This is a genomic window from Mesorhizobium sp. GbtcB19 (assembly GCF_019091085.1).
Classification (GTDB): domain Bacteria; phylum Pseudomonadota; class Alphaproteobacteria; order Rhizobiales; family Rhizobiaceae; genus Mesorhizobium.
In genome coordinates this window covers 40,190-60,627 of the sequence record NZ_JAGXJY010000005.1, presented here as the reverse complement: position 1 = coordinate 60,627, position 20,438 = coordinate 40,190, and the positions used below count along the sequence as shown (strand labels likewise).

The 20,438-nt window shown below is 64.7% G+C and carries 22 protein-coding genes and 1 tRNA gene; 8 read left to right on the top strand and 15 right to left on the bottom strand.

The window, feature by feature from the left end; translation table 11 throughout:
- Positions 1–34: 34 nt before the first annotated feature.
- The 3 genes from KVT37_RS11195 to KVT37_RS11185 all read left to right on the top strand — a co-directional run bounded on the left by KVT37_RS11195 (position 35) and on the right by KVT37_RS11185 (position 3,325).
- Positions 35–571 carry a sigma-70 family RNA polymerase sigma factor gene (locus KVT37_RS11195; RefSeq protein WP_217572718.1) on the top strand — a complete coding sequence of 179 codons (537 nt, stop codon included), beginning with the start codon at positions 35–37 and terminating at the stop codon, positions 569–571.
- 1 nt (position 572) lies between these two features.
- A complete protein-coding gene (locus tag KVT37_RS11190) occupies positions 573–1,211 on the top strand; it encodes an NrsF family protein (protein ID WP_217572716.1) in 639 nt (212 codons plus the stop codon).
- Between the two features lie 152 nt (positions 1,212–1,363).
- Positions 1,364–3,325 (top strand): PAS domain S-box protein, encoded by a 1,962-nt coding sequence (locus tag KVT37_RS11185; protein ID WP_308642608.1) that lies wholly within the window; start codon positions 1,364–1,366, stop codon positions 3,323–3,325.
- Between the two features lie 35 nt (positions 3,326–3,360).
- Here the strand turns inward: KVT37_RS11185 and KVT37_RS11180 are convergent, their stop codons facing one another.
- The 7 genes from KVT37_RS11180 to KVT37_RS11150 form a co-directional block, all read right to left on the bottom strand.
- Positions 3,361–4,239: a 3-hydroxybutyryl-CoA dehydrogenase gene (locus tag KVT37_RS11180; protein ID WP_217572715.1), complete on the bottom strand. Its 879-nt coding sequence runs from the start codon at positions 4,237–4,239 to the stop codon at positions 3,361–3,363.
- Positions 4,240–4,442: 203 nt separating this feature from the next.
- Positions 4,443–5,372, bottom strand: coding sequence for an electron transfer flavoprotein subunit alpha/FixB family protein (locus KVT37_RS11175; protein ID WP_217572713.1), 930 nt, complete (start codon positions 5,370–5,372; stop codon positions 4,443–4,445).
- 23 nt (positions 5,373–5,395) lie between these two features.
- Positions 5,396–6,145: an electron transfer flavoprotein subunit beta/FixA family protein gene (locus KVT37_RS11170; protein ID WP_217572711.1), complete on the bottom strand. Its 750-nt coding sequence runs from the start codon at positions 6,143–6,145 to the stop codon at positions 5,396–5,398.
- 161 nt (positions 6,146–6,306) lie between these two features.
- Entirely contained in the window at positions 6,307–7,116 is an 810-nt protein-coding gene (locus KVT37_RS11165; RefSeq protein WP_217572709.1) for a rhomboid family intramembrane serine protease, read from the bottom strand.
- A 21-nt stretch (positions 7,117–7,137) separates the two neighbouring features.
- On the bottom strand, positions 7,138–7,719 hold the full coding sequence (locus tag KVT37_RS11160; RefSeq protein WP_217572707.1) for a cob(I)yrinic acid a,c-diamide adenosyltransferase: 582 nt from the start codon (positions 7,717–7,719) through the stop codon (positions 7,138–7,140).
- A 20-nt stretch (positions 7,720–7,739) separates the two neighbouring features.
- On the bottom strand, positions 7,740–7,931 hold the full coding sequence (locus tag KVT37_RS11155; RefSeq protein ID WP_042641360.1) for a twin transmembrane helix small protein: 192 nt from the start codon (positions 7,929–7,931) through the stop codon (positions 7,740–7,742).
- 25 nt (positions 7,932–7,956) lie between these two features.
- Positions 7,957–8,823, bottom strand: a complete 867-nt coding sequence (locus KVT37_RS11150) for an SDR family oxidoreductase (RefSeq protein WP_217572705.1) — start codon at positions 8,821–8,823, stop codon at positions 7,957–7,959.
- A gap of 58 nt (positions 8,824–8,881) precedes the next feature.
- Here KVT37_RS11150 and KVT37_RS11145 point away from each other — a divergent pair, with 58 nt between their 5' ends.
- Positions 8,882–9,733 (top strand): YihY/virulence factor BrkB family protein, encoded by an 852-nt coding sequence (locus tag KVT37_RS11145; RefSeq protein WP_217572703.1) that lies wholly within the window; start codon positions 8,882–8,884, stop codon positions 9,731–9,733.
- Positions 9,734–9,900: 167 nt separating this feature from the next.
- Here the strand turns inward: KVT37_RS11145 and KVT37_RS11140 are convergent, their stop codons facing one another.
- On the bottom strand, positions 9,901–10,794 hold the full coding sequence (locus KVT37_RS11140; protein ID WP_217572701.1) for a DMT family transporter: 894 nt from the start codon (positions 10,792–10,794) through the stop codon (positions 9,901–9,903).
- Between the two features lie 156 nt (positions 10,795–10,950).
- Here KVT37_RS11140 and KVT37_RS11135 point away from each other — a divergent pair, with 156 nt between their 5' ends.
- Complete coding sequence (locus tag KVT37_RS11135) at positions 10,951–11,244, top strand: hypothetical protein (RefSeq protein WP_217572699.1); 294 nt, start codon at positions 10,951–10,953, stop codon at positions 11,242–11,244.
- Here the strand turns inward: KVT37_RS11135 and gluQRS are convergent.
- Positions 11,239–12,108 (bottom strand): tRNA glutamyl-Q(34) synthetase GluQRS, encoded by an 870-nt coding sequence (gene gluQRS, locus KVT37_RS11130; protein ID WP_217572697.1) that lies wholly within the window; start codon positions 12,106–12,108, stop codon positions 11,239–11,241. The genes KVT37_RS11135 and gluQRS overlap by 6 nt on opposite strands.
- A 236-nt stretch (positions 12,109–12,344) precedes the next feature.
- On the opposite strand from gluQRS, the gene KVT37_RS11125 reads away from it, so the two are divergent.
- Both KVT37_RS11125 and KVT37_RS11120 read left to right on the top strand, forming a co-directional pair.
- Positions 12,345–13,004: a DNA-3-methyladenine glycosylase gene (locus KVT37_RS11125; protein WP_217572695.1), complete on the top strand. Its 660-nt coding sequence runs from the start codon at positions 12,345–12,347 to the stop codon at positions 13,002–13,004.
- A 110-nt stretch (positions 13,005–13,114) separates the two neighbouring features.
- Positions 13,115–13,672, top strand: a complete 558-nt coding sequence (locus KVT37_RS11120) for an HNH endonuclease (RefSeq protein WP_027167440.1) — start codon at positions 13,115–13,117, stop codon at positions 13,670–13,672.
- Positions 13,673–13,987: 315 nt separating this feature from the next.
- Here KVT37_RS11120 and KVT37_RS11115 read toward each other — a convergent pair whose 3' ends face one another.
- Both KVT37_RS11115 and KVT37_RS11110 read right to left on the bottom strand, forming a co-directional pair.
- Positions 13,988–14,506 carry a disulfide bond formation protein B gene (locus KVT37_RS11115; RefSeq protein ID WP_217572693.1) on the bottom strand — a complete coding sequence of 173 codons (519 nt, stop codon included), beginning with the start codon at positions 14,504–14,506 and terminating at the stop codon, positions 13,988–13,990.
- A 24-nt stretch (positions 14,507–14,530) separates the two neighbouring features.
- The gene (locus KVT37_RS11110; protein ID WP_217572691.1) at positions 14,531–15,118 is read right to left on the bottom strand and encodes a YqaA family protein; all 588 of its coding nucleotides are present in this window, start codon (positions 15,116–15,118) and stop codon (positions 14,531–14,533) included.
- Between the two features lie 273 nt (positions 15,119–15,391).
- On the opposite strand from KVT37_RS11110, the gene KVT37_RS11105 reads away from it, so the two are divergent.
- Positions 15,392–15,476, top strand: a tRNA-Leu gene (locus KVT37_RS11105).
- A gap of 44 nt (positions 15,477–15,520) precedes the next feature.
- Here the strand turns inward: KVT37_RS11105 and KVT37_RS11100 are convergent.
- The 4 genes from KVT37_RS11100 to KVT37_RS11085 form a co-directional block, all read right to left on the bottom strand.
- A complete protein-coding gene (locus tag KVT37_RS11100) occupies positions 15,521–16,696 on the bottom strand; it encodes a YncE family protein (RefSeq protein WP_217572689.1) in 1,176 nt (391 codons plus the stop codon).
- Between the two features lie 66 nt (positions 16,697–16,762).
- Complete coding sequence (locus KVT37_RS11095; RefSeq protein ID WP_217572687.1) at positions 16,763–18,043, bottom strand: GNAT family N-acetyltransferase; 1,281 nt, start codon at positions 18,041–18,043, stop codon at positions 16,763–16,765.
- Positions 18,043–19,446 (bottom strand): oligosaccharide flippase family protein, encoded by a 1,404-nt coding sequence (locus tag KVT37_RS11090; RefSeq protein ID WP_217572685.1) that lies wholly within the window; start codon positions 19,444–19,446, stop codon positions 18,043–18,045. The genes KVT37_RS11095 and KVT37_RS11090 overlap by 1 nt, the downstream gene beginning before the upstream one ends.
- Positions 19,447–19,722: 276 nt before the next feature.
- Positions 19,723–20,175 (bottom strand): hypothetical protein, encoded by a 453-nt coding sequence (locus KVT37_RS11085; protein WP_217573269.1) that lies wholly within the window; start codon positions 20,173–20,175, stop codon positions 19,723–19,725.
- Between the last annotated feature and the right edge of the window lie 263 nt (positions 20,176–20,438).

The following is a 20,438-nucleotide window of genomic DNA, read 5'->3' as shown; positions in this document are numbered from 1 at the left end:
AAGGCCGAGACGCGAACTTCGGGGGTAAACTCTTGTGACCGGCAAGGACGAGGCAGAGCTCTCCGGGCTGCTCAGGGCCGCGATCGCGGGAGACGAAAGGGCTTATGCCGACTTTCTGCACCGGGTCGCCGCCCTCGTCCGCGGTTTTGCCCGGCGCAAGATCGTTCAGGGCGGGGTCGACCCCGAGGATGTCGTGCAGGAAACCTTGCTGGCCATTCACGTCAAACGTCATACCTGGCGGCCGGATGCGCCGGTGTTGCCCTGGGTCTATGCGATCGCCCGCTTCAAGCTGATCGACGCGTTTCGCCGGCGCGGGCGCCGCATCGAGGTCGAAATCGACGAGATCGCCGAAACCTTCGCCGAGCCGGCGGCGGAAACGGTCAGCGAGCGCGACATCAACCGGGCGCTCGAGGGGCTGCCGCCGACGCAGCGCTCTGTGGTCTCGTCGATCTCGGTCGACGGCCATTCGATCGGCGAGACGGCCGCCAAGCTCGGTGTCAGCGAGACGGCGGTGCGCGTGTCGTTGCATCGCGGCCTCGCCGCGATCGCCAAAAGATTCGGACGACAGTGACATGAGGACCGAGGATCTCATCAAGGCGCTCGACGCCGATGCCCGCGACAAGGCGATGCCGCTCGGCAAGGCCTGGTGGCTGGCCGTCGGCATGGCCGTGGCGATCGCGGCGGCGGTCTTCTTTGTTACCATCGGTCCGCGCCCCGACATCATGCCGGCCATGCACACGATGCGCTTCATGTCGAAATTCGTGTTCACGCTGGCGCTCGTGGCCAGCGCCTTCGCGCTGATCCGCGCGCTTTCGATACCGGGTGCTTCGACAAGGCGGGCGATGGCCTGGATGATCACCGCGCCCGCGCTGGTGGTGCTGGCGGTGGTTCTGGAGCTTTTCGCCGTGCCCCAGGCCGATTGGGGCAAGCGGCTCGTCGGCTCGAACATGATGATCTGCATGAGCTTCATCCCGCTGATCGGCATCGGCCCGCTGGCGGTCTTCCTCGGCATGCTGCGCTATGGCGCGCCGACGCGGCCGGTGCTCGCCGGCGCGGTCGCCGGCCTGCTCGCGGGCGGGCTTTCGGCAACCTTCTATGCCGCGCACTGCTTCGACGATTCGCCGCTCTTCGTCGCCACCTGGTATACGATCGCGATCGCCTTTCTGACCCTGCTCGGGGCCATTGGCGGGCGGCTTTTCGTGCGCTGGTAGCCGCCGGAGCGATTTTCGAAACAGTCCCTTAATCATGCCGGCAATTGTTTGCCGGTTAGCGGACGGATCGCACCCGCCTACGCAACCATTCCTTAAAATCGATCCGCGAGGGTTGTGGCAACGTGCAGTTGCGCATTGGGTGGGATCGCATTGTGTCGTGGTTGAACTGGAAAGGGCTTCGTGCCGACAGGCACGCTGCGCAGGCTCTGCTGGCGGTCGGGATCGTTGCCACCCTCGCATCGATCCTGTTGCCGCGTTTTGACTTTGGCGCGGACGCGCTGAAGCTCTGCCTGCAGATTTCCGTCGCCATCACGGCCGCGACACTGTTCCTGTCGGCGCTGTTCATTCACCGCATCGTCGATGACCGCCGGCAGATCGCCGAGAGCGAGCAGCGCTTCCGCCGCGCCATGGAGGATTCGGCGATCGGCGTCGCCATTGTCGGCCTCGATGGGCGCATCCAGCAGGCCAACCCCGCCTTTGCCGCCATGCTGGGCTACAGCCGCGCCGAGATCGAGGCGCTGACTTTCCCGCAGATCACGCATCCGGACGACCTTCTGATCGGCCGCGAGACGATGCTGAACGTGAAGGAAGGCAGGATCAGTTCCTACCATTTCGAAAAGCGCTACCTCAGGAAGGATGGGACCCCGGTCTGGGCGCAGCTCGCCGGGTCGGTCATCTGCGACGAGAACACCGGCAAGCCGCTCTATCTGGTATCGCAGATCGAGGACATCGACGCGCGCAAGCAAGCGGAGGCGCGCATCGCCGAGGCAGAGACCCGCTGGAATTTCGCGCTCACCAGCACCGGACAAGGTGTCTGGAGCCTCGATATGCGCAAGGGCGGCACCACCTATTCCGAAACCTGGGTGAAGATGCTGGGCTATGCCGACGGCGAGCTCGACGGCGACCCCGACCGCTGGCTGACCATGATCCATCCCGACGATCGGGGTCGCGTCGCCGAGGCGGATCGCGCGCATCTTGCCGGCGAGACGCCCTTTTTCGAAGCCGAGTTCCGGATGCGGCACAAGGACGGCCACTGGGTCTGGATCCTCGACCGCGGCAAGACGATCGAGCGCGACGCCGAGGGCCGGCTGGTCCGGGCCATCGGCAGCCTGACCGATATCACCGAGCGCAAGGAGGCCGAGGCGCGGCTGATGGTTTCGGCGGCGATGCTGGCCGACGAGAAGGAGCGTCTCAGGGTAACGCTGCAGTCGATCGGCGACGCGGTGATCTGCACCGATGCCGCCAACCGCATCACCTTCATGAACCCGGTCGCCGAAAAGCTGACCGGCATTGCGGTCGGTGAGGCTCTGGGAAAGGTTCTCGGCCATGTCTACTGGGCGGTCGACGAGGAAAGCGGGCAGCGGATCGGCCTGACGCGCCCTTCGGCGAGCGAGCGGCCTTCCTGCGACCAGAACACGCGCGCGGTGCTGGTGCGGCGCGACGATACGCGCTGCAGCATCCGCCAGGTGGTGTCGCCGATCATGAACGATCGCGACGAGTTCTGCGGCCTGGTCATCGTCTTCCAGGATTTCACCGACGCGCGCGCCCTGCAGCGCCAGCTGGCCTACGCCGCCGCCCATGACGCGCTGACCGGTCTCGCCAATCGCTCGAGCTTCATCCGCACCATGGAGGAACTGGTCGACCAATGCCGCCTCAATGGCGGCGAGCACCAGTTCATGTTTGTCGACCTCGATCACTTCAAGGCTGTCAACGACACCGGCGGCCATGCCGCTGGCGACGCGTTGCTCAAACGCGTGGCCGACACCCTGCGCAATGTGCTGGGTCCTGAAGACATCGTCGCGCGGCTCGGCGGCGACGAGTTCGCCGTCATCCTCAAATCGGGCGCCGCGGCGCGCGGACCGGTCGCGGCGCGCTCGATCATCGATGCTATCCGCAACCTCAACTTCAGCTGGGACGGGCGCCCGCATTCGATCGGCGCCAGCATCGGGCTTGCGCCGATCCGCGCCGGTTGCGGCGAGGTGGACGAGATCATCGCCCGCGCCGACGCCGCGTGCTACGCCGCCAAGGCGGCGGGCCGCGGCTGCGTTTCCGCCGCGCCGGATGAAGATGTCAGGGACGAGACAGGGCCGACGCCGTTTGCCGCGGCATCGTGAGCGGTCAGCCGAGATACAAAGCCTTCAATCCTGGCTCAGCGCGTCGGCACCGGATGGTCGCCGCGATAGTCGTAGAAGCCGCGCCCGGTCTTGCGGCCGAGCCAACCGGCCTCGACATATTTCACCAGCAGCGGGCAGGGGCGGTATTTCGAGTCCGACAGGCCCTCATGCAACACCTGCATGATCGACAGGCAGGTGTCGAGGCCGATGAAGTCGGCGAGCTGTAGCGGCCCCATCGGATGGTTGGCGCCGAGCCGCATGGCGGTGTCGATGGCATCGACCGTGCCGACGCCCTCATAGAGCGTGTAAATGGCCTCGTTGATCATCGGCAAAAGGATGCGGTTGACGATGAAGGCCGGGAAATCCTCCGAGACGGTGATCGTCTTGTCGAGGTGCTTCACATAATTCTTGGCGGCCTCGAAGGTCTGGTCCTCGGTGGCGATGCCGCGCACCAGCTCGACCAGCTTCATCACCGGCACCGGGTTCATGAAATGTATGCCGATGAAGCGCTCGGGGCGGTCGGTCTGCGCGGCGAGCCGGGTGATCGAGATCGACGAGGTGTTGGTGGCGAGGATCGCTTCCGGATTGAGCTGCGGGCAAAGCTGCGCATAGATCTTGCGCTTGACCGTCTCGTCCTCGGTCGCCGCTTCGATCACCAGGTCGGCGGCGGCGAGATCGGCCATGGCCGGGGCGGCGGAGATGCGCGCCATCGCATCGTTGCGCGCCTTTTCCTCGAGCTTGCCGGAGCCGACCTGGCGGGCCATGTTGCCGCTGATGGTGGCGATGCCCTTCTCGATCCGGTCGGGCGACACATCATGGATCAGGACCTTGTAGCCGCCCAGCGCCGAGACATGGGCGATACCGCCACCCATTTGACCCGCGCCGACAATGCCGATCGTCTCGATCTTGCTCATTACCCCGATCCCGTCTGGAGCGTTTCCGCTTCCTTGAAGCGGGAAGATTGCTCCTGTCTGTTTATTTTCCGCCATCCGGATGCAAAACCGCCGGAACAGCTTTCAGGCCTTGATGACCCGCTTTTTGTGCAGTGCAAACTAAAAGGGCGGGGCGACTTCGTCCACCCCACCCTTCGGATTTTAATATGCCAGAGCGGACGGCGTCAAAGCGCCTTTTGCAGCTCCGGCAGGATGACGAAGAGATCGCCGACCAGGCCATAGTCGGCAACCTGGAAAATCGGAGCTTCCTCGTCCTTGTTGATGGCGACGATGACCTTCGAATCCTTCATGCCGGCCAGATGCTGGATGGCGCCGGAAATGCCGACGGCGATGTAGAGGTCGGGCGCGACCACCTTGCCGGTCTGGCCGACCTGCCAGTCGTTCGGCGCATAGCCGGCATCGACCGCGGCGCGGGAGGCACCCACGGCGGCGCCGAGCTTGTCGGCGACCGGCAGGATGACTTCCTGGAACTTTTCCGAGGAGCCGAGCGCGCGGCCACCCGAGATGATGATCTTGGCCGAGGTGAGCTCGGGACGATCGTTCTCGGAAAGCTTGTTCTCGACGAAGGACGACAGGCCGGGATTGGCGGCGGCACTGGCCGTTTCGACCGAGGCAGAGCCGCCTTCAGGCGCGGCCGCGAAGGAAGCGGTGCGCACGGTAATGACCTTCTTGGCGTCGGTCGACTGCACGGTCTGGATGGCGTTGCCGGCATAGATCGGCCGCTTGAAGGTATCGGGCGAAACCACCTCGATGATCTCCGACACCTGGGCGACATCGAGCAGGGCTGCGACGCGCGGCGCGACGTTTTTGCCGGACGAGGTGGCCGGGGCGACGATCGCGTCATAGGAGCCGGCGAGCGAGACGACCAGCGCCGCCGTCGGCTCGGCGAGGCGCTCGGCAAGCTCGTCGGCTTCGGCGAGCAGCACCTTGCGCACGCCCTTCAGCTTGGCGGCGGCGTCGGCCGCGCCCTTGGCGCCCTTGCCGGCCACCAGCACGTCGACATCCGAACCGATCTGGAGGGCCGCCGACAGCGCCTTGGCGGTCTGGTCGGAAAGGCTCGCATTGTCGTGTTCGGCGATGAGGAGAATTGCCATTTTCTTGATCCTTTCCTGACCGCTCAGAGCACGCCGGCTTCGTTCTTGAGCTTCTCGACCAACTCGGCGACGCTCTTGACCTTGACGCCAGCCTTGCGGCCACTCGGCTCCTCGGTCTTGACCACCTTGAGGCGCGGCTTGACGTCGGCGCCGTAGTCGGCCGGGCTCTTCTCGTCGAGCGGCTTCTTCTTGGCCTTCATGATGTTGGGCAGCGAGGCATAGCGCGGCTGGTTGAGACGAAGGTCGGCGGTGACGATCACCGGCATCTTCAGCTCGACCGTCTGCAGGCCGCCGTCGACCTCGCGCGTCACCTTGGCCTTGTCGCCGGCGAGCTCAATCTTCGAAGCGAAGGTGCCCTGGGCCCAGCCCAGAAGCGCGGCCAGCATCTGGCCGGTCTGGTTCGAATCGTCGTCGATCGCCTGCTTGCCGAGGATGACGAGGCCGGGCTTCTCAGCCTCGACCACGCCCTTCAGCACCTTGGCGACGCCCAGCGGCTCGGTCTGCTCGTCGGTCTTGACCAGGATGGCGCGGTCGGCGCCCATGGCGAGCGCGGTGCGCAGCGTCTCCTGCGCCTGCTGCGGGCCGATCGAAACGACGATGATCTCTTCCGCCTTGCCGGCTTCCTTGATGCGGATCGCTTCCTCGACCGCGATCTCGTCGAACGGGTTCATCGCCATCTTGACGTTGGCCAGCTCGACGCCCAGTCCGTCGGCTTTCACCCGGACCTTGACGTTGGCGTCCACAACCCGCTTCACGGGCACAAGGATCTTCATTTCCTGTCACCTCTCCTGAGATAGTCGGGGCGCTATAGCAGCGTGCGCCCTGTCAGAGTTGTCGAAAGCCGACATTACGGGCGGAATATCCGCCCAACGGTGCCGTTTCCGTAGTGGCGGCAAATCGGCGCGTCAATATCCCACGACGCATCCAAATCGGTTCAGTCCCGAGGCGTTGCTGCTCCACGGCCCCATTGCGAAGCCGGCTGAGCCGGGGCGCCGTCATTTGCGGCCGGTTCGACGGGAACCGGCGGCTGCTGGACGTTCGGCGTCGGGTCCGGCTCGCCGTCTGCGCCGGCCAGCAGCGGCACGCCGCGGCTGCGCAGCACCAGCACCAGGATCAATCCGGCGATGATGCCGCCGATATGGCAGGCCCAGGAGATCTGGTTCTCGCCACCGGAGGCGAACATCACGATCTGGAACAGGATCCACAGGATCAGCGGGATGAAGGCCGGAATGCGCAGCGGAATGCGGGCAAAGGCCAGCACCCAGACCTTCACGCGCGGGTAGAGGATCAGATAGGCGGCGACGACGCCGGCAATGGCGCCGGATGCGCCGATCAGCGGCGTTTCCGAATTCCATGCCACCAGCCCCTGGAAGAAGGCGCCGGCGGCGGCGCACAGCAGATAGAAGATCAGATAGCGGATGTGGCCGAGCGCGTCCTCGACATTGTCGCCGAACACCCACAGGAACAGCATGTTGCCGCCGAGATGGAAGATGTCGGCATGCAGGAAGGAATAGGTGAGGTAGCTGAGGCTCTCGGGAATGACGACGAATTCGGGCGACAGTTCGGCCTTGTCATGAACCACCGACGGGATGAAGCCGAGGCCTAGCACCGCCGCATTGGTGAAGTTCTCGCCACCGATCGTCGTCGCCAGAAAGACCAACGCGTTGGCCACGATCAGGCCGATCGTCACATATTGCAGGCGGATGTGACGCAGCCTGTTGGTGTCGTAAAGCGGGATGAACATCGGATCCTTCCGCTTCTGCAGTCAGCGGTTCTTGCCGGGAACCCATAACACGTCGGCATTTCCATTGTCATTGACGGCACGGGCGGCGACGAACAGGAAATCCGAGACACGGTTGATGTATTTCAGCGCCTCGCGGTTGACATGCTCGGCCGGATCCTGCGCCAGCGCCACCATGAGCCGCTCGGCGCGGCGCGCCACGGTCCGGGCCAGATGGAGGGCGGCCGCGGCGGGCGTGCCGCCGTTGAGCACGAAGGATTTCAGCGGCTGCAGGTCCTTGTTGAGGAGGTCGATATCGTGCTCGACGCGGTCGGTCTGGGCGCTGACGATGCGCAGCGGCTCATAGTCCAGCGGCTTGCCCTCGTCCGGCACGGCGAGGTCGGCTCCGAGATCGAAAAGGTCGTTCTGGATGCGCGACAGCATGGCGTCGATCGCGGGATGCGCCCCGGCGGTGTGGATGCGGGCCATGCCGATGCAGGCATTGGCCTCGTCGACCGTGCCATAGGCTTCGACGCGCAGGTCGGATTTCAGCCGTCGCTCGCCGGTGCCGAGCCCTGTCGTGCCGTCATCGCCGGTGCGGGTGTAGATCTTGTTGAGCTTGACCATCACGTCCCCCAAAAAGACCCCTATTTGCGCGTGAAATAGACCACCAGCAACAGCAGCGCCAAGGCCACGGCCTGCAGCATGACGCGCGCCTGCATCAGCTTGTTCGAGGTGACGCCGGAACCGCCGCGCATCATGTTGATCAGGCCGCGGACCAGCACGATCAGCACGGCGGCCATCGCGATGACGGCGAGGATCTTCAAGACGATGACCATCTGGCTGGCTCCGGTTCAGGTTCGGTCAGGCGCGCCTGGCGAGCACGCGGTAGAGCAAGGACGCCGGCAGGATGCGCTTCAGCACCGCGCCGATCTTAGCCGGCACTGTTACCACATAGTGCGGGCGGGGGCGCTGTGACAGAAGCGCGTGACGGAGCGCCTTGTGCACGATCTCCGGTCCGGGCTTCAGCTTCGACACGCTGCCGCCGGCCTGAAGCCGGGCAAGCTGCGCCTGATAGTCGGCGCGGTGGACGGAATTCTCGACGTCGATGTTTTTCAGAAACCAGGGCAAGCCGTTGCTGGCGATCTTCGACGTCACCGGTCCCGGTTCGATGAGCGAAAGGTGGATGCCGCTGCCTTCGAGCTCCTGGCGCATGCACAGCATCAGGCCTTCGACGGCGTGCTTGGACGCCGAATAGGCGCCGCGGAAGCGGACCGGCGCCAGGCCGAGGATCGAGGAGCAGTGGACAAGGCGGCCGTGCCCCTGGCGGCGCATGACCGGCATGATGCGCCGTGTGAGATCATGCCAGCCGAAGAAATTGGCTTCGAACTGCTCGCGAAGCGCCTCCACGGGCAGGTCCTCGACGGCGCCGGGCTGCGCATAGGCGCCGTTGTTGAACAGGGCGTCGAGCCTGCCGCCGGTGCGCTCCAGCACGGCCTCGACCAGTGCGGCGATGGAATCCGGCTCACGATAGTCGAGATAGAAGGCCTCTATGCCGTCCGCCTCAAGAGCTGAAATATCGGCCGGCTTGCGCGCCGTGGCGAAGACCCGCCAGCCTTCCGCCTTCAACGCCCGGGCACAATAGGCGCCGATGCCGGAGGAGGCTCCGGTGACGATGACGGTGCGCAACTGTTCGGCGGCGGGGCGCGTTGTGAGACCTGGGGTTGCCATTTGCCGCAATCACTTCCCATATTCGCGGCGTTGACACAATCGAGCGGAGCGCGAGCCCTTGCTGCGGAATATCGTCGCCCTCAAGCGCGTGCTCTACGATGCGATTGGCCATTTCAACACCGATGACGGCTGGGCGATGGCCAGCCATCTGGCGATCACCTCGCTGATGGCGCTGTTTCCCTTCCTGATCTTCGCCACGACGCTTGCGAGCTTCCTCGGCGCGCGCGCCTTCGCCGACACGGCCGTGCACCTGGTCTTCGACACCTGGCCGGAGCAGATCGCCAAACCGATCGCGCATGAGGTGCAGAACGTGCTCACCGTCAGGCGCACCGACCTTCTGACCTATGGCGTGCTGCTTGCGGCCTATTTCGCCTCGAACGGCATCGAGGCGCTGCGCACCTCGCTCAACCGCGCCTATCGAGTGACCGAGACGCGCGGCATCATCCATCGCAGGGTGCAGAGCATCATCTTCGTCCTGATCGCCACGGCCTGCTTCCTGGCGGTCAGCGTGCTCCTGGTGTTCGCGCCGCTGCTGGCCCGGCTGGCCGAGGCGCAGTTCGAATGGATAAAGCCCTATATGGGTACGATCACGATATGGCGTTACGTCATCGCCTCGACCGTGATCGTCATCGGCCTGTTCTCGGTGCATATCTGGCTGCCGGCCGGCAATCGCCGCTTCGTCTCGATCATCCCCGGCATCGTCTTCACGCTGGTTGCCTGGCTGGTCGGTTCGACGATCTTCGCCACCTATCTCGACCATTTCTCGTCCTATGTGACGACCTATGCCGGGCTCGCCTCGATCATGATCGCGGTCGTGTTCCTCTACATCATCTCGGCGATCTTCATCCTCGGCGGCGAGCTCAATGCCGCGATCAGCCGGTATCTGGAGGCCCGCGCGCGCGTCGGCTGAGATGTGTCGATATTCAGGTGAGGCCGGCCTGCAAACGGCAGCTTCCTGCGCTTCCGGTGCTCACGTACGAAAAGTACGCTCCGCTCCGGTTCTCGGAACCTGCCTTGTTTGGTCGCTTCGCGCCCGTCTTCGACTCCGACTCGGCCTGACCTGAATCTCAACACATCTCAGGCGGAGGTCGTCTCGGGTAACGCTTTCGGCCGTGCTGTCGCCAGCGCTACGCCGAGCGTGGCGATCGCCATGCCGACGATCTGCAACAGGTTGAGCTGCTCGTTGAAAAGGAGCCATGCGATCACGGCGGTGACGGCCGGGACGAGGTAGAACAGCGACGCCACCTTCGACATCTCGCCGTCGCGGATCATGACCATCAGCAGGAAGATGGCGCCGATCGACAGCACCAGCACCAGCCAGGCCATGGCGAAGACGAACTCGCCGTTGACGGTGATGGTGCGCGTCTCGAAGAAAAGCGAGCCGAGGATCATCACCGCCGAGCCGCCGACATATTGCCACATCGTCGCCGAAACCAGGTCGCCGCCCGAGGCATAGCGCTTCTGCCAGATGGTGCCGGCGCTCATGCCGAGCACCGAGACGAGCGAGGCGGTCAATGTTGCCGCGGTCACGCCGCCGCCGACCGCGCCGAGCTTCGGCCACAGCACGATGACGACGCCCAAAAGCCCGACAGCCAGCCCGGCCCAATGGCGCGGCAGGATCGCCTCGCCGAGGAACCTGCCCGCAAGCACCGCCGTGATCAGCGGCTGCAGGCCGACGATCAATGCCGAGAACCCGGCCGGCATGCCCCGGTGGATCGCCCAGAAGACGGCGCCGAGATAGACGCCATGCATCAGCACGCCCGCCACCGTCGCGTGCAATGCCTCCTCGCGCGTCGCCCGGCGCGAGCCAAGCAGCACGGTGAGGCCGGCAAACAGGATCGCCGCGATCACGAAGCGAATGGCAAGAAAGGTGAACGGCTCCGCCCATGGCATGGCGTAGCGCGCGCCGATGAAGCCCGTCGCCCACAAAACGACGAAGGAGGCGGGGATGAACCGCTTGATGCTGTGCATGGGGGGAGGCCGCCGAGGGTGAAAGGTTGATGACGGCAATTGCTCTAATGCCGTTCAATCCGGCAAGCAAAACGAAACGGTTGATCCATAAGCTAAGTTGAATTCAACAAACCGTGCCAACAGGGGCATGGCGCGCTGCCGCGCCATGGTGAGGGCATGTTTTTGCATCTCGATTCAACATCGCTTTTGTTCGGCTTTGCGATCATTGCCGCTTTCGGCTTTTTCTTCGGCACCGCGCTCGACGCGATCATGAAGGAAGGCGGCTTCGGTCCGACCGGCAACACGCTGCTGTTCATCTTCGGCTTTTTTGCCGCCGTGACGGTCGCCAACAGGCATGGCGTCAACCTGAGCGATCCGAAGATGGCGGTTGTCTGGGGGCTGGGCGGGGCCTTTGCCTTCATCAGCGTGCTGGCGCTGATCAAGGCCGGGCTGGCGCGCCTCGGATCATAGTCCGACCAATCGCTCGACGTCCTGCGGCGACAGGCCGGCCTGCCTCAGCGCGGCAAGGCCGGTGTCCTTGAAGCTCTTGGACAGTTTCCTGCCGTCCGGGCCGAGGATCAGCCGGTGGTGGAAATAGCGCGGCGCCGGCAGGCCGAGCAGGTCCTGCAGCAGGCGCTGCACGCTTGTCGCCGAATAAAGGTCCCGGCCGCGCACGATATGGCTGACGCCTTGCAGCGCGTCGTCGAGAACGACGGCGAGATGGTAGCTGGTCGGGATGTCGCGCCGGGCGAGGATGACGTCGCCCCAGGCCTGTGGTTGTGCTTCGATCGCGCGCGTCGCCGACATCGTGTCATCGGTGAACTCGGACCATGACGGGCCGGTCGAGACCCGCGCCATCGCCGCCTCGACGTCCAGCCGCCAGGCGAAAGGCATGTCCTTGGCGATCCGCCGCTTGCGCTCGCTGGCCGGCAGGGCCTTGTCGAGCGGCGGGTAGAGCGGCACGCCGTCCGGATCGCGCGGCCAGTCGCGGCCGCCGGTCTCGGCGATGAAGGCGCGAATCTCGCCCCGGCTCATGAAGGCCGGATAGACGAGTTCCTCGGCGATCAGCCGGTCGAGCACCGCCTTGTATTCGGCAAAGTGCTCGGACTGACGGCGCACCGGCTGTTCCCATTGCAGCCCCAGCCATTCGAGGTCGCGCAAAAGGCCGGCTTCGAACTCAGGCGTGCAGCGGGTGATGTCGATATCCTCGATGCGCAGCAGCAGCCGTCCGCCCGCTTGCGCCGCCATCTGCCGGTTGAGCAGGGCGGAATAGGCGTGGCCGAGGTGCAGTTCGCCATTGGGGCTCGGCGCGAAGCGAAATGTCAGGAGCGTCATGTCTCAGGCGGCATTCGGGTTGAAGGGCGCTTCCGCCAGTTGATAATTAGAGACTGTTTGGAAATTTGCTCCGGCGGCCATCTGCCGGCGTTTTCTGCGCTTCCGGTGCTCACGGACTTGAATGTCCGCTGCGCTCCGGTTCTCGAAACCACCACCATATGGCTCGCCAGAGCGAATTTCGAAACAGTCTCTACGCCATCAATTGCCACTTCGCGGGCGCCCTGGGAACAAGCAACGTGCAACGCATCGCCTCGCTCGACGACATTGCGACAGGGCTCGACGCGCTCTGCCTGATCGATCCACGGCTGGAAACAGTGCGCGGCAAGGCAGGCGAAGTGCCGCTGCGCCTGTCGGAACCGGGATTTCAAAGCCTCGCCTCGATCATCGTCTCGCAACAGGTGTCGCGCGCGAGCGCCGATGCCATCTTCGGGCGGCTGGTCAAGCTGGTCGATCCGCTGACGCCGCAAGGAATCCTAGCCGCCGGCGAGGACATTTTTCGCGAGGCCGGGCTGTCGCGGCCGAAGCAGCGCGGGCTGCTCGCCGTCGCGCAAGCCGTGGCTGGGGGGCTCGATCTCGACCACCTGTGCACCCTCGACGCTGGCGAGGCGATCGCCGCGATGACGGCCGTGCCCGGCATCGGTCCATGGACGGCCGAATGTTACCTTTTGTTTGCCGCCGGCCATCCCGACGTGTTCCCCGCGCGCGACGTCGCCCTGCAGACGGCGGTCGGCCACGCGCTGGGCATCGACCCGCGTCCGCCGGAGAAAATGCTTATCCGGCTGGCCGAATCATGGAGCCCGTGGCGAGGGGTCGCATCGCGGCTTTTCTGGGCCTATTACCGGGAACTGAAGGGCAGGGACGCGGCACCGCCAACGGAAATCGCCAAAAAAGCATGAAAATCATGCGTTTTTGACCATTTGGCCGCGCGACAATCCGCTTCACATCCCTGTCATGTCGGGCTTACAGTATCCGCGCCGTTCGGTTCTGGAACCAAGGAGGCAAGGACGTGACGGTTGCCGTATCTCCGGATGGGCTTCCCGCGCTGGTGCTGAATGCGGACTACCGTCCGCTCAGCTATTACCCCCTGTCGCTCTGGTCGTGGCAGGACGCCATCAAGGCTGTCTTCCTCGACCGCGTCAACATCGTCGCCGAATACGAGCACGCCGTCTCCTCGCCGACCTTCTCGATGAAGCTGCCGAGCGTGGTCAGCCTCAAGGCCTATGTGAAGCCGTCGAGGCATCCCGCCTTCACGCGCTTCAACGTGTTCCTGCGCGACCGTTTCCAGTGCCAATATTGCGGCACGCCGGAGGATTTGACCTTCGACCACGTCATCCCGCGCCATCGCGGCGGGGCGACGACCTGGGAGAATGTCGTCGCGGCCTGCTCGCCCTGCAATCTCAGGAAGGGCGGCATGATGCCGGCGCAGGCCAAGATGTGGCCGCTGCAAAAACCCTATCAGCCGACGGTGCACGACCTGCACAACAACGGCCGCCTGTTCCCGCCCAACCATCTGCATGAAAGCTGGATGGATTATCTCTACTGGGATGTTGAGTTGGAGCCGTAGGCTGTTCTCGGCGATCGGAGCCGATTGGCTATCAGTTATGTACAGGATAACGATCGAGTGCCTCGATGTGGTGCCTCATCTGGGTCCGCAGGCAGCCATCGACATCGAGCAAGAGTTTCGCGTCCATAGAACTTGGCACAAGGAGCCAAGCTGCACCTACGCCGATGGAAGCCTCCTACTCGTTGCGCGCAACGACTTTGACGTCGATGGCAGGGCGCTTCTCGAGGAGTTCTGGGACTGTCTCGCCGCATATCTCGGTGAGCACGGTGAGATGCGTATTCTCCGCGTCGAACAGGCCTGAAGCTGCCGAATAGCTCAGTCGCGGGACAGCGCGCTGCGGAAGGCGACGGCGGCCAGCACGAGGCTGGCAATCGCGTTCCAGCCGGCGAGCGAGAGGCCCAGGATGCGAAGTGCTGCCTTGTCGCAGGACGGCGGCACGAATTTGTCGAGCGCGTCGAGCACGCCCTTGCCGCCGGTGTCGACCGGGCCGGCGCCGGCGGTGCAGTCGGCCGGACCTTTCCACCAGGCCCATTCGACGCCGGAATGGTAGACGCCGAGATAAAGGCCGTAGAGCATCAAAAGGCCACCGATCGCGAGCAGGCCACGCGTCACCCAGGCCGGCGCGCCGAGTATCGAGGCGATCACCGCCAGCAGCATCAGCGGCGCGCCGATATAATAGGGGGTGCGCTGCTCGAGGCAGAGATGGCAGGGGATGTAGCCGCCGATATATTGGAAAGCCAGCGCCGAGCCGACGGTCGCGGCCATGGCGACGGCAAGAAACAGCGCCGCGCGCGTGCGCTGGCGTCCGGTGTCGGCATTCATGGTCGCGGTCATCGATCGGGTCCGTTTGTTGCGTCGCTATCCGTGGGCGTATCTGACGAGGATATAGAGCAAAATCAGGGCAGCCGCGCCGGCGCCGACGATCAATCCCAAGCGCTTTTCGATGAACTCCCTGATCTCTTCGCCGTAGCGGCGCAGCAGCCAGGCAAGCAAAAGGAAACGAGCGCCGCGCGCCACGATGGCCGAGACGATGAAGACCAAGAGATTGACGTGAAGCGCGCCGGCCAGAATGGTGACCACCTTGATCGGCGGCAGGTGCGCGGCGCCGGAGGTGACCAGCAGCACCAGCATCAGCCCGGCGCCCGAGGACTGCCACTTCTCGAATGTGGCAAGGCCGCCGAAATGCTCCAGCATCGGCCGCGCTATCGTGTCGTAGGCGTAGTAGCCGATCAGCCAGCCGGCAATGCCGCCCAGCACGGACGCCGCCGTGGCGGTCAGCGCGTAGCGATAGCTGCGTTCGGGCCGCGCCAGCGCCATGGGCAGGAACAGCACGTCGGCCGGGATGAAGAACACCGAGCTTTCGACGAAGGCGATGAAGGCCAGCCACCATTCGGCGGATTTGCGCGCCGCCAGAGACAGCGTCCAGTCGTAAAGTCCGCGAAGCATCGGCTCTCCTGATTTGGCTCCGAACGGCGGAGCGGTTGTCGGGCACGGACGTGCGCGAAACAAGGACCCAAAGCGCCGCAGCCGGCGTTTTCAGCCGGACGCGGCAAAGGTTCGTTTCTGTAGAAAGATTTTCCGCGTCGCACAATGGCGGGGGCCCACACGAAACCGCAAGACGCTTTTTGACCGAAGCGGCACCGGCAAATCGGCAACAGGCCAGTTGACGAAAGCCCGTCCGACCGTATAGTCCGCGCCCATTCAGGCCGTCCGGCCTGAGCCCCTATGGCGGAATTGGTAGACGCGCTCGACTCAAAATCGAGTTCCGCAAGGAGTGCTGGTTCGATCCCGGCTAGGGGCACCATCGTTCGCTCTTCGAGCTTTGGATGGCAGGCCGTCCCAAATGTCTTACCGCATATTCCCCGTATGCCCCTGCGAGTATCGCCCCGGCTGCGGCCATACGGTGAGCCCGTGCGGCTCGACGCCGACGCGGATCTTCGTCACCGCGCCTGACGTCGTGTCGATCATGTAGGCCTCGCTGTCGAAGCGGCCGGAGAGCCATAGCTGCTTGCCGTCGGCGCTGACATTGCCCATGTCGGGGCTGCCGCCGCCGGGGATCGGCCATTGCGCGACCACCGCGCGGGTGGCGAAGTCGATCACCGTCACGCTGCCCGGACCCTTCGCCTTGCCTTGCTCCATCTTGTGCGAGCCGCGGTTCGAGACGTAGAGGCGCTTGCCGTCGCGGCTGACGACGAAGCCATGCGTGCCGATGCCGGTCGGGATGAAGCCGATCTCCCGAAAACTGTCGCCGTCGATCAGGAAGACCCCGTCATTCATCATGTCGGCGACGTAAAAGACCTTGCCGTCGGGCGACAGGCGGATGTCCTGCGGCATGCCCATCTTCGAGAGATCGAGATGGCCGAGCACCTTCTGGTTCTTGAGGTCGATCTTGGCCAGACCGCCGTCGCCATACTCGCAGGTGAAGATCGCATAGGCGCCGTCGACCGAAAAATCGGCGTGGTTGATGCCGGGGCAGGTCGGCGTCGGCAGGCTCGATTTCAGCGCCATGGTGTGCGGGTCGCGGAAATCGAGCTGTTGCAGTGCTTCGTCGACGACGATGGCGGCGCTGCCGTCCGGCATGAAATAGAGGTTGTAGGGGTCGTCGACGGGGACCTGCGGGCCGGGCTTGGCCGTCATCGGGTCGATCGGCGTCAGGCTGCCATTCTTGCCGGTGCCGTTGTTGGCGACCCAGAGCGTCTTCAAATCCCAGGATGGCACGACATGTTGCGGCTTGCTGCCGACATTGAAGCGGTCGACTTCCTTGAGCGTTACGCTGTCGATCACCGAGACGCTGTTGGAAGAGCGGTTGGGCACATAGACGCGCGGCAGCGCGCCGGTCGTCACGGGGCTGAGATGGCCGGCGGCGGTGTGCTTGTAGATGTTGACGGCGGGCGGCGGCGGTTCGGAGCAATCCTCGGGGCAGGTATCTGCCAAGGCGCGGGCGGGCCAGGCTTGGACAGACGAGAGCGCCAGCAGCAGGAGTGCCGCACGGAGACTGGTGTGACGCAAAAGGCTTCTGATCATCTGGATGTTTCGTGAAGGCCGGCTGAAATTGCCGCCCGGACCCATAGCTTGTGTCCCGCCCTTGATCTAGCGCCTTTTCAACAGGCTCCGCATGCGGTTGCGCAGGATGCGCGCCATGTTGCGGGTCTCGCGGTAGAGGTGCAGTTGCGAGGCCGCCTGGCGGGCCAGCCGGTCGGCATCCGGCGTCAGCCCGATCACCAGCGTGCCCATCGGCTTGCGCTCCGCCCACAGCCGGCTCATCACCGGATGGTCGGGCACCGCGCAGGAATCGGTCATGCCGATGTTGGGATCGTCGAGATGCTGCCTGGTCACCTCGATCATCAAAAGCGTGCCCGGCGAATAGGCGGCGAGCGCCTCGTCATAGGCCGTCTTCCAGGTGTAGGCGACGCCGGCCTCGACGAAAACGACCAGGCAGGCGATGGCGCGGCCGTCGAGCGTCAAGAGATGAATGCGGCACATATCCTGCTCGGCCAGCCGGTGCACGGCCTCGCGGGCGAAGGCGGCGCGGTAGCGGTCGATCGCCATGGCGGTGCGCTCGCGGCCCTTCCAGCCGGCGGCCTCCAGCGTCAGGAAGCTTTCGATGGCATGGCGGATCTCGTCCGGCCCACGCGCCACGAGATGTTCGAGCTTGCCGTGATCGGCAAGGCGCCGCTTCAGGCGGCGGAATTCGCGGTAGTGATGCGAACGCAGCGAGGCCTTGAGATAGGCTTCGCCCTCGGCATCGCTTTCCAGCACCGGGCGGTCGACCTTGCCGGTGGTCACCATGGTCAGGCCGCGGCTGTCGGCAAAGGAGGTGAGCAGGCTCGCCACCGGACCGTCGAGGCGCATGTCGGGCAACACGAAGACTTTTGGCAGCTTGAGATGCGGCCGCGACAGCATCGAGAAGAAATCCTCGATGACGCCGACCGGATCGTCGCGGTCGACCAGCGGCGTGCCGAGCGGGCCGAACGGGCTCGACCATGTGCGCATCACCGGAACGCCGAGCGGCATCGCCGGCCGCTCGACCGAGAACGGCACCAGGAGCCGCAGCCGGTTGCGGTATTCGTCGCCGTCGCGGATCACGGCCAGGCGCACCTCGCGGTCTTCCAGCCGGGGCATCGCCGGGGCCAGGAAGCGCGGGTTGAAGAAGACATTGGGCTCGACGGTGCGGGCGCTGAGATAGTCGAGCTCCTCGACGAGGTCGAAGCCGGCCGAAGCCGGGTAGATGGCGAGCTTGCGCTCCGGCCGGTTGCTGGCGAAGAGCTCGATATGCGCGGGGTCGACCTCGCGCGCCAGGCCGGCAAGGTTGGAGACCATGGCGCCGGCGGGGCCGCCGCTGGTCTCTTCGAGCAACGGAACGGCAGCCATCAGGCGACTTCCTTTTTTGCAGGCACGAAGATCGCCATCACGATGCCGAGCTTGCGCCAGACGGTGAAGGAGAGCGCGCTGGCCTCGAACACCATGGCGAGGCTGGTGGCGATTGCCGCGCCCCAGAGCCCGAACAGCGGGATCAACAGCACGTTGAGGCCGATGTTGAGGGCAAGCGTCATGGCATAGACGGCGGCGCAGATGTTCTGGTTGCCGCTCATGGTGAGCAGGCTTTCGCAGGGGCCGACGGCGGCGCGCGCCACGACGCCCAGCACCAGCAGGAAGAGCAGCGGATAGCCGGCGGTGAATTCCGGGCCGAACAGCACCAGCATCGGCTCGCCCAGCGCCAGCACCAGCAGCGCCATCAGCAACGAAGGCCAGAAGGTCCAGGAGACGGTCTCGCGGGCGAAGGCGGCGAGCTTGTCCGGCTCGCCATGGGTGAACTGGGCGTAGCGCTGGGCAACGCCGGCCTTGACCGCGAAATAAACGAAATGCACCAGCGCCAGTGTCTTCACCGTGGCGAAATAGACGGCGACATCATTGGGATCGAGATAGGCGCCCACCATCAGCACGTCGGCATTGGTGAGCAGGAAGAAGAAGCTCTCGACCAGGAAGATCGGCAGCGAAACGAGGATCCACCGGCCGAAATGCACCGCTATCGGTCCGGCCGGGATCTTCTTGTCCATGCGCGAGGTGACGGCCATCAGCTGGCCGAGCGTCGTGACATAGGTGGCGGCGATCGAGGCGAAGATCGCGGTCTTGGCGTCGGGCACGTAATGCAGGGCGAGCATCAGCCCCAGGAACGCCAGGATCAGCACTGGCCGCACCAGATAGGTGGGCGAGAGCGCCAGCAGCGCCCAGGAATTGGCGCGTGCCAGCCCTTGCAGGAGATCGCCCAGCGCGATCATCGGCAGGCAGATGACGCCGAGGATGAAGGGGATGACGTAGTAGTTCTCGATCCAGTCCGAGGCCAGCCACACGCCCAGCGCGCCAAGGCCCGCGATCAGCGTCGAGGCGACCAGCACGAACAGGCGGCTGGCGAGCACGATGCCGCGCAGCTCGGCCAGCATGCCGCGCTCGCGATATTCGGGAATGAAACGGATGACCGAGGTGTGGAAGCCGAGACAGGCGAGATTGCCGACGATGACCATCGTCACCCAGACCAGCACCGAGATGCCGTATTCGAACGAGCCCATCCAGCGCGCCATCAGCACCTGGCTGACGAAGGCGATGAAGGCGCTGATGATGCGGATGGAGAAGGCGATCAGCGACATGCGCCCGGCTTCGCCGCGCTCGTCGGCGGTGAAGAGCACGGCATCGATGCGGCCAAGCAACGGCCGCATGCGCAGCGCCCAGCGCTGCGGCAGGAACCGCCCGGCAGTCGTTGCCGCGGAAAAGCGCACCCACAACTCTCCGTTTTCCGCCCTTTTTCCAGCGTTCGGGTCTATCCGAAACACCTTAAGAAAGGGTGGGCGGGGTGCGGCGTTCTCCTTCTCCCCTTGTGGGAGAAGGTGTCACCGAAGGTGACGGATGAGGGGTGTTGGAAGGATCGCGGCACAGCAGATTGAGCACCGGATTCCTTTGATCTTGGAGGTCGCACTCCGCTGGAGCACCCTCATCCGTCTCGGCGCTGCGCGCCGATCCACCTTCTCCCACAAGGGAGAAGGAAGAGGGTGCCCTTACATCCCCTGCATCGCGTCGCAGGACACGTTGGGGTTCATGTCGGCGAAGGCGCCGGTCGGGTTTTGCTTCCAGGCCCAGACATGCAATTCGTAGAACGGGCCGAGGCCGTAGCGGTTGGGCGCGGTGTTGAAGTTGAACAGATGGCCTTCGAGCGAGGCCGGGCCCTTCGAGGTGATGTATTCGACGGCGATCAGCTTCAGCGTGCCGTCGGCCATAGGCTCGTACATCACCGCTTCCGGCTTGGCGACGTCGACGGCGTCGTCCTTGAGATAGGCGGCGTTGACGTAGTGGACGCCCATGGCGCCGCCGGTAAGGCCGCTGGCGCAGGGGATCGGCGCATAGCCTTCGGCTTTCGCCACTGCCACGTCCTCGAAGCGGCTGTCGAGTGCCCGCACCTTTTCGGCGAGCGGATTGACGGTTTCCGCGGCAGCGGCGCTCGCCATCAGCATGATGATCGAGGCAGAAGCGCCGACAGCGCATCTGGTCAAGGTCTGAAAGTTCATTTGTCTCTCCAATTCGGTTGCGGCACGCAAGCGGCGGGAGTCGGCCAGTCAAAGCCAACTCCGCACGCCGGCGGCGCCTGTCGATAAAAGGGATGATCGCTTGTCCCGACGCGAGGGATCAGCGGTGATGCCACCAATATTCCCAATATTCGCGCGGGTTTTCCCGCTCCCTGAGGCCGATATCGCGCCTCAGAAAATCGTCCTGCGGC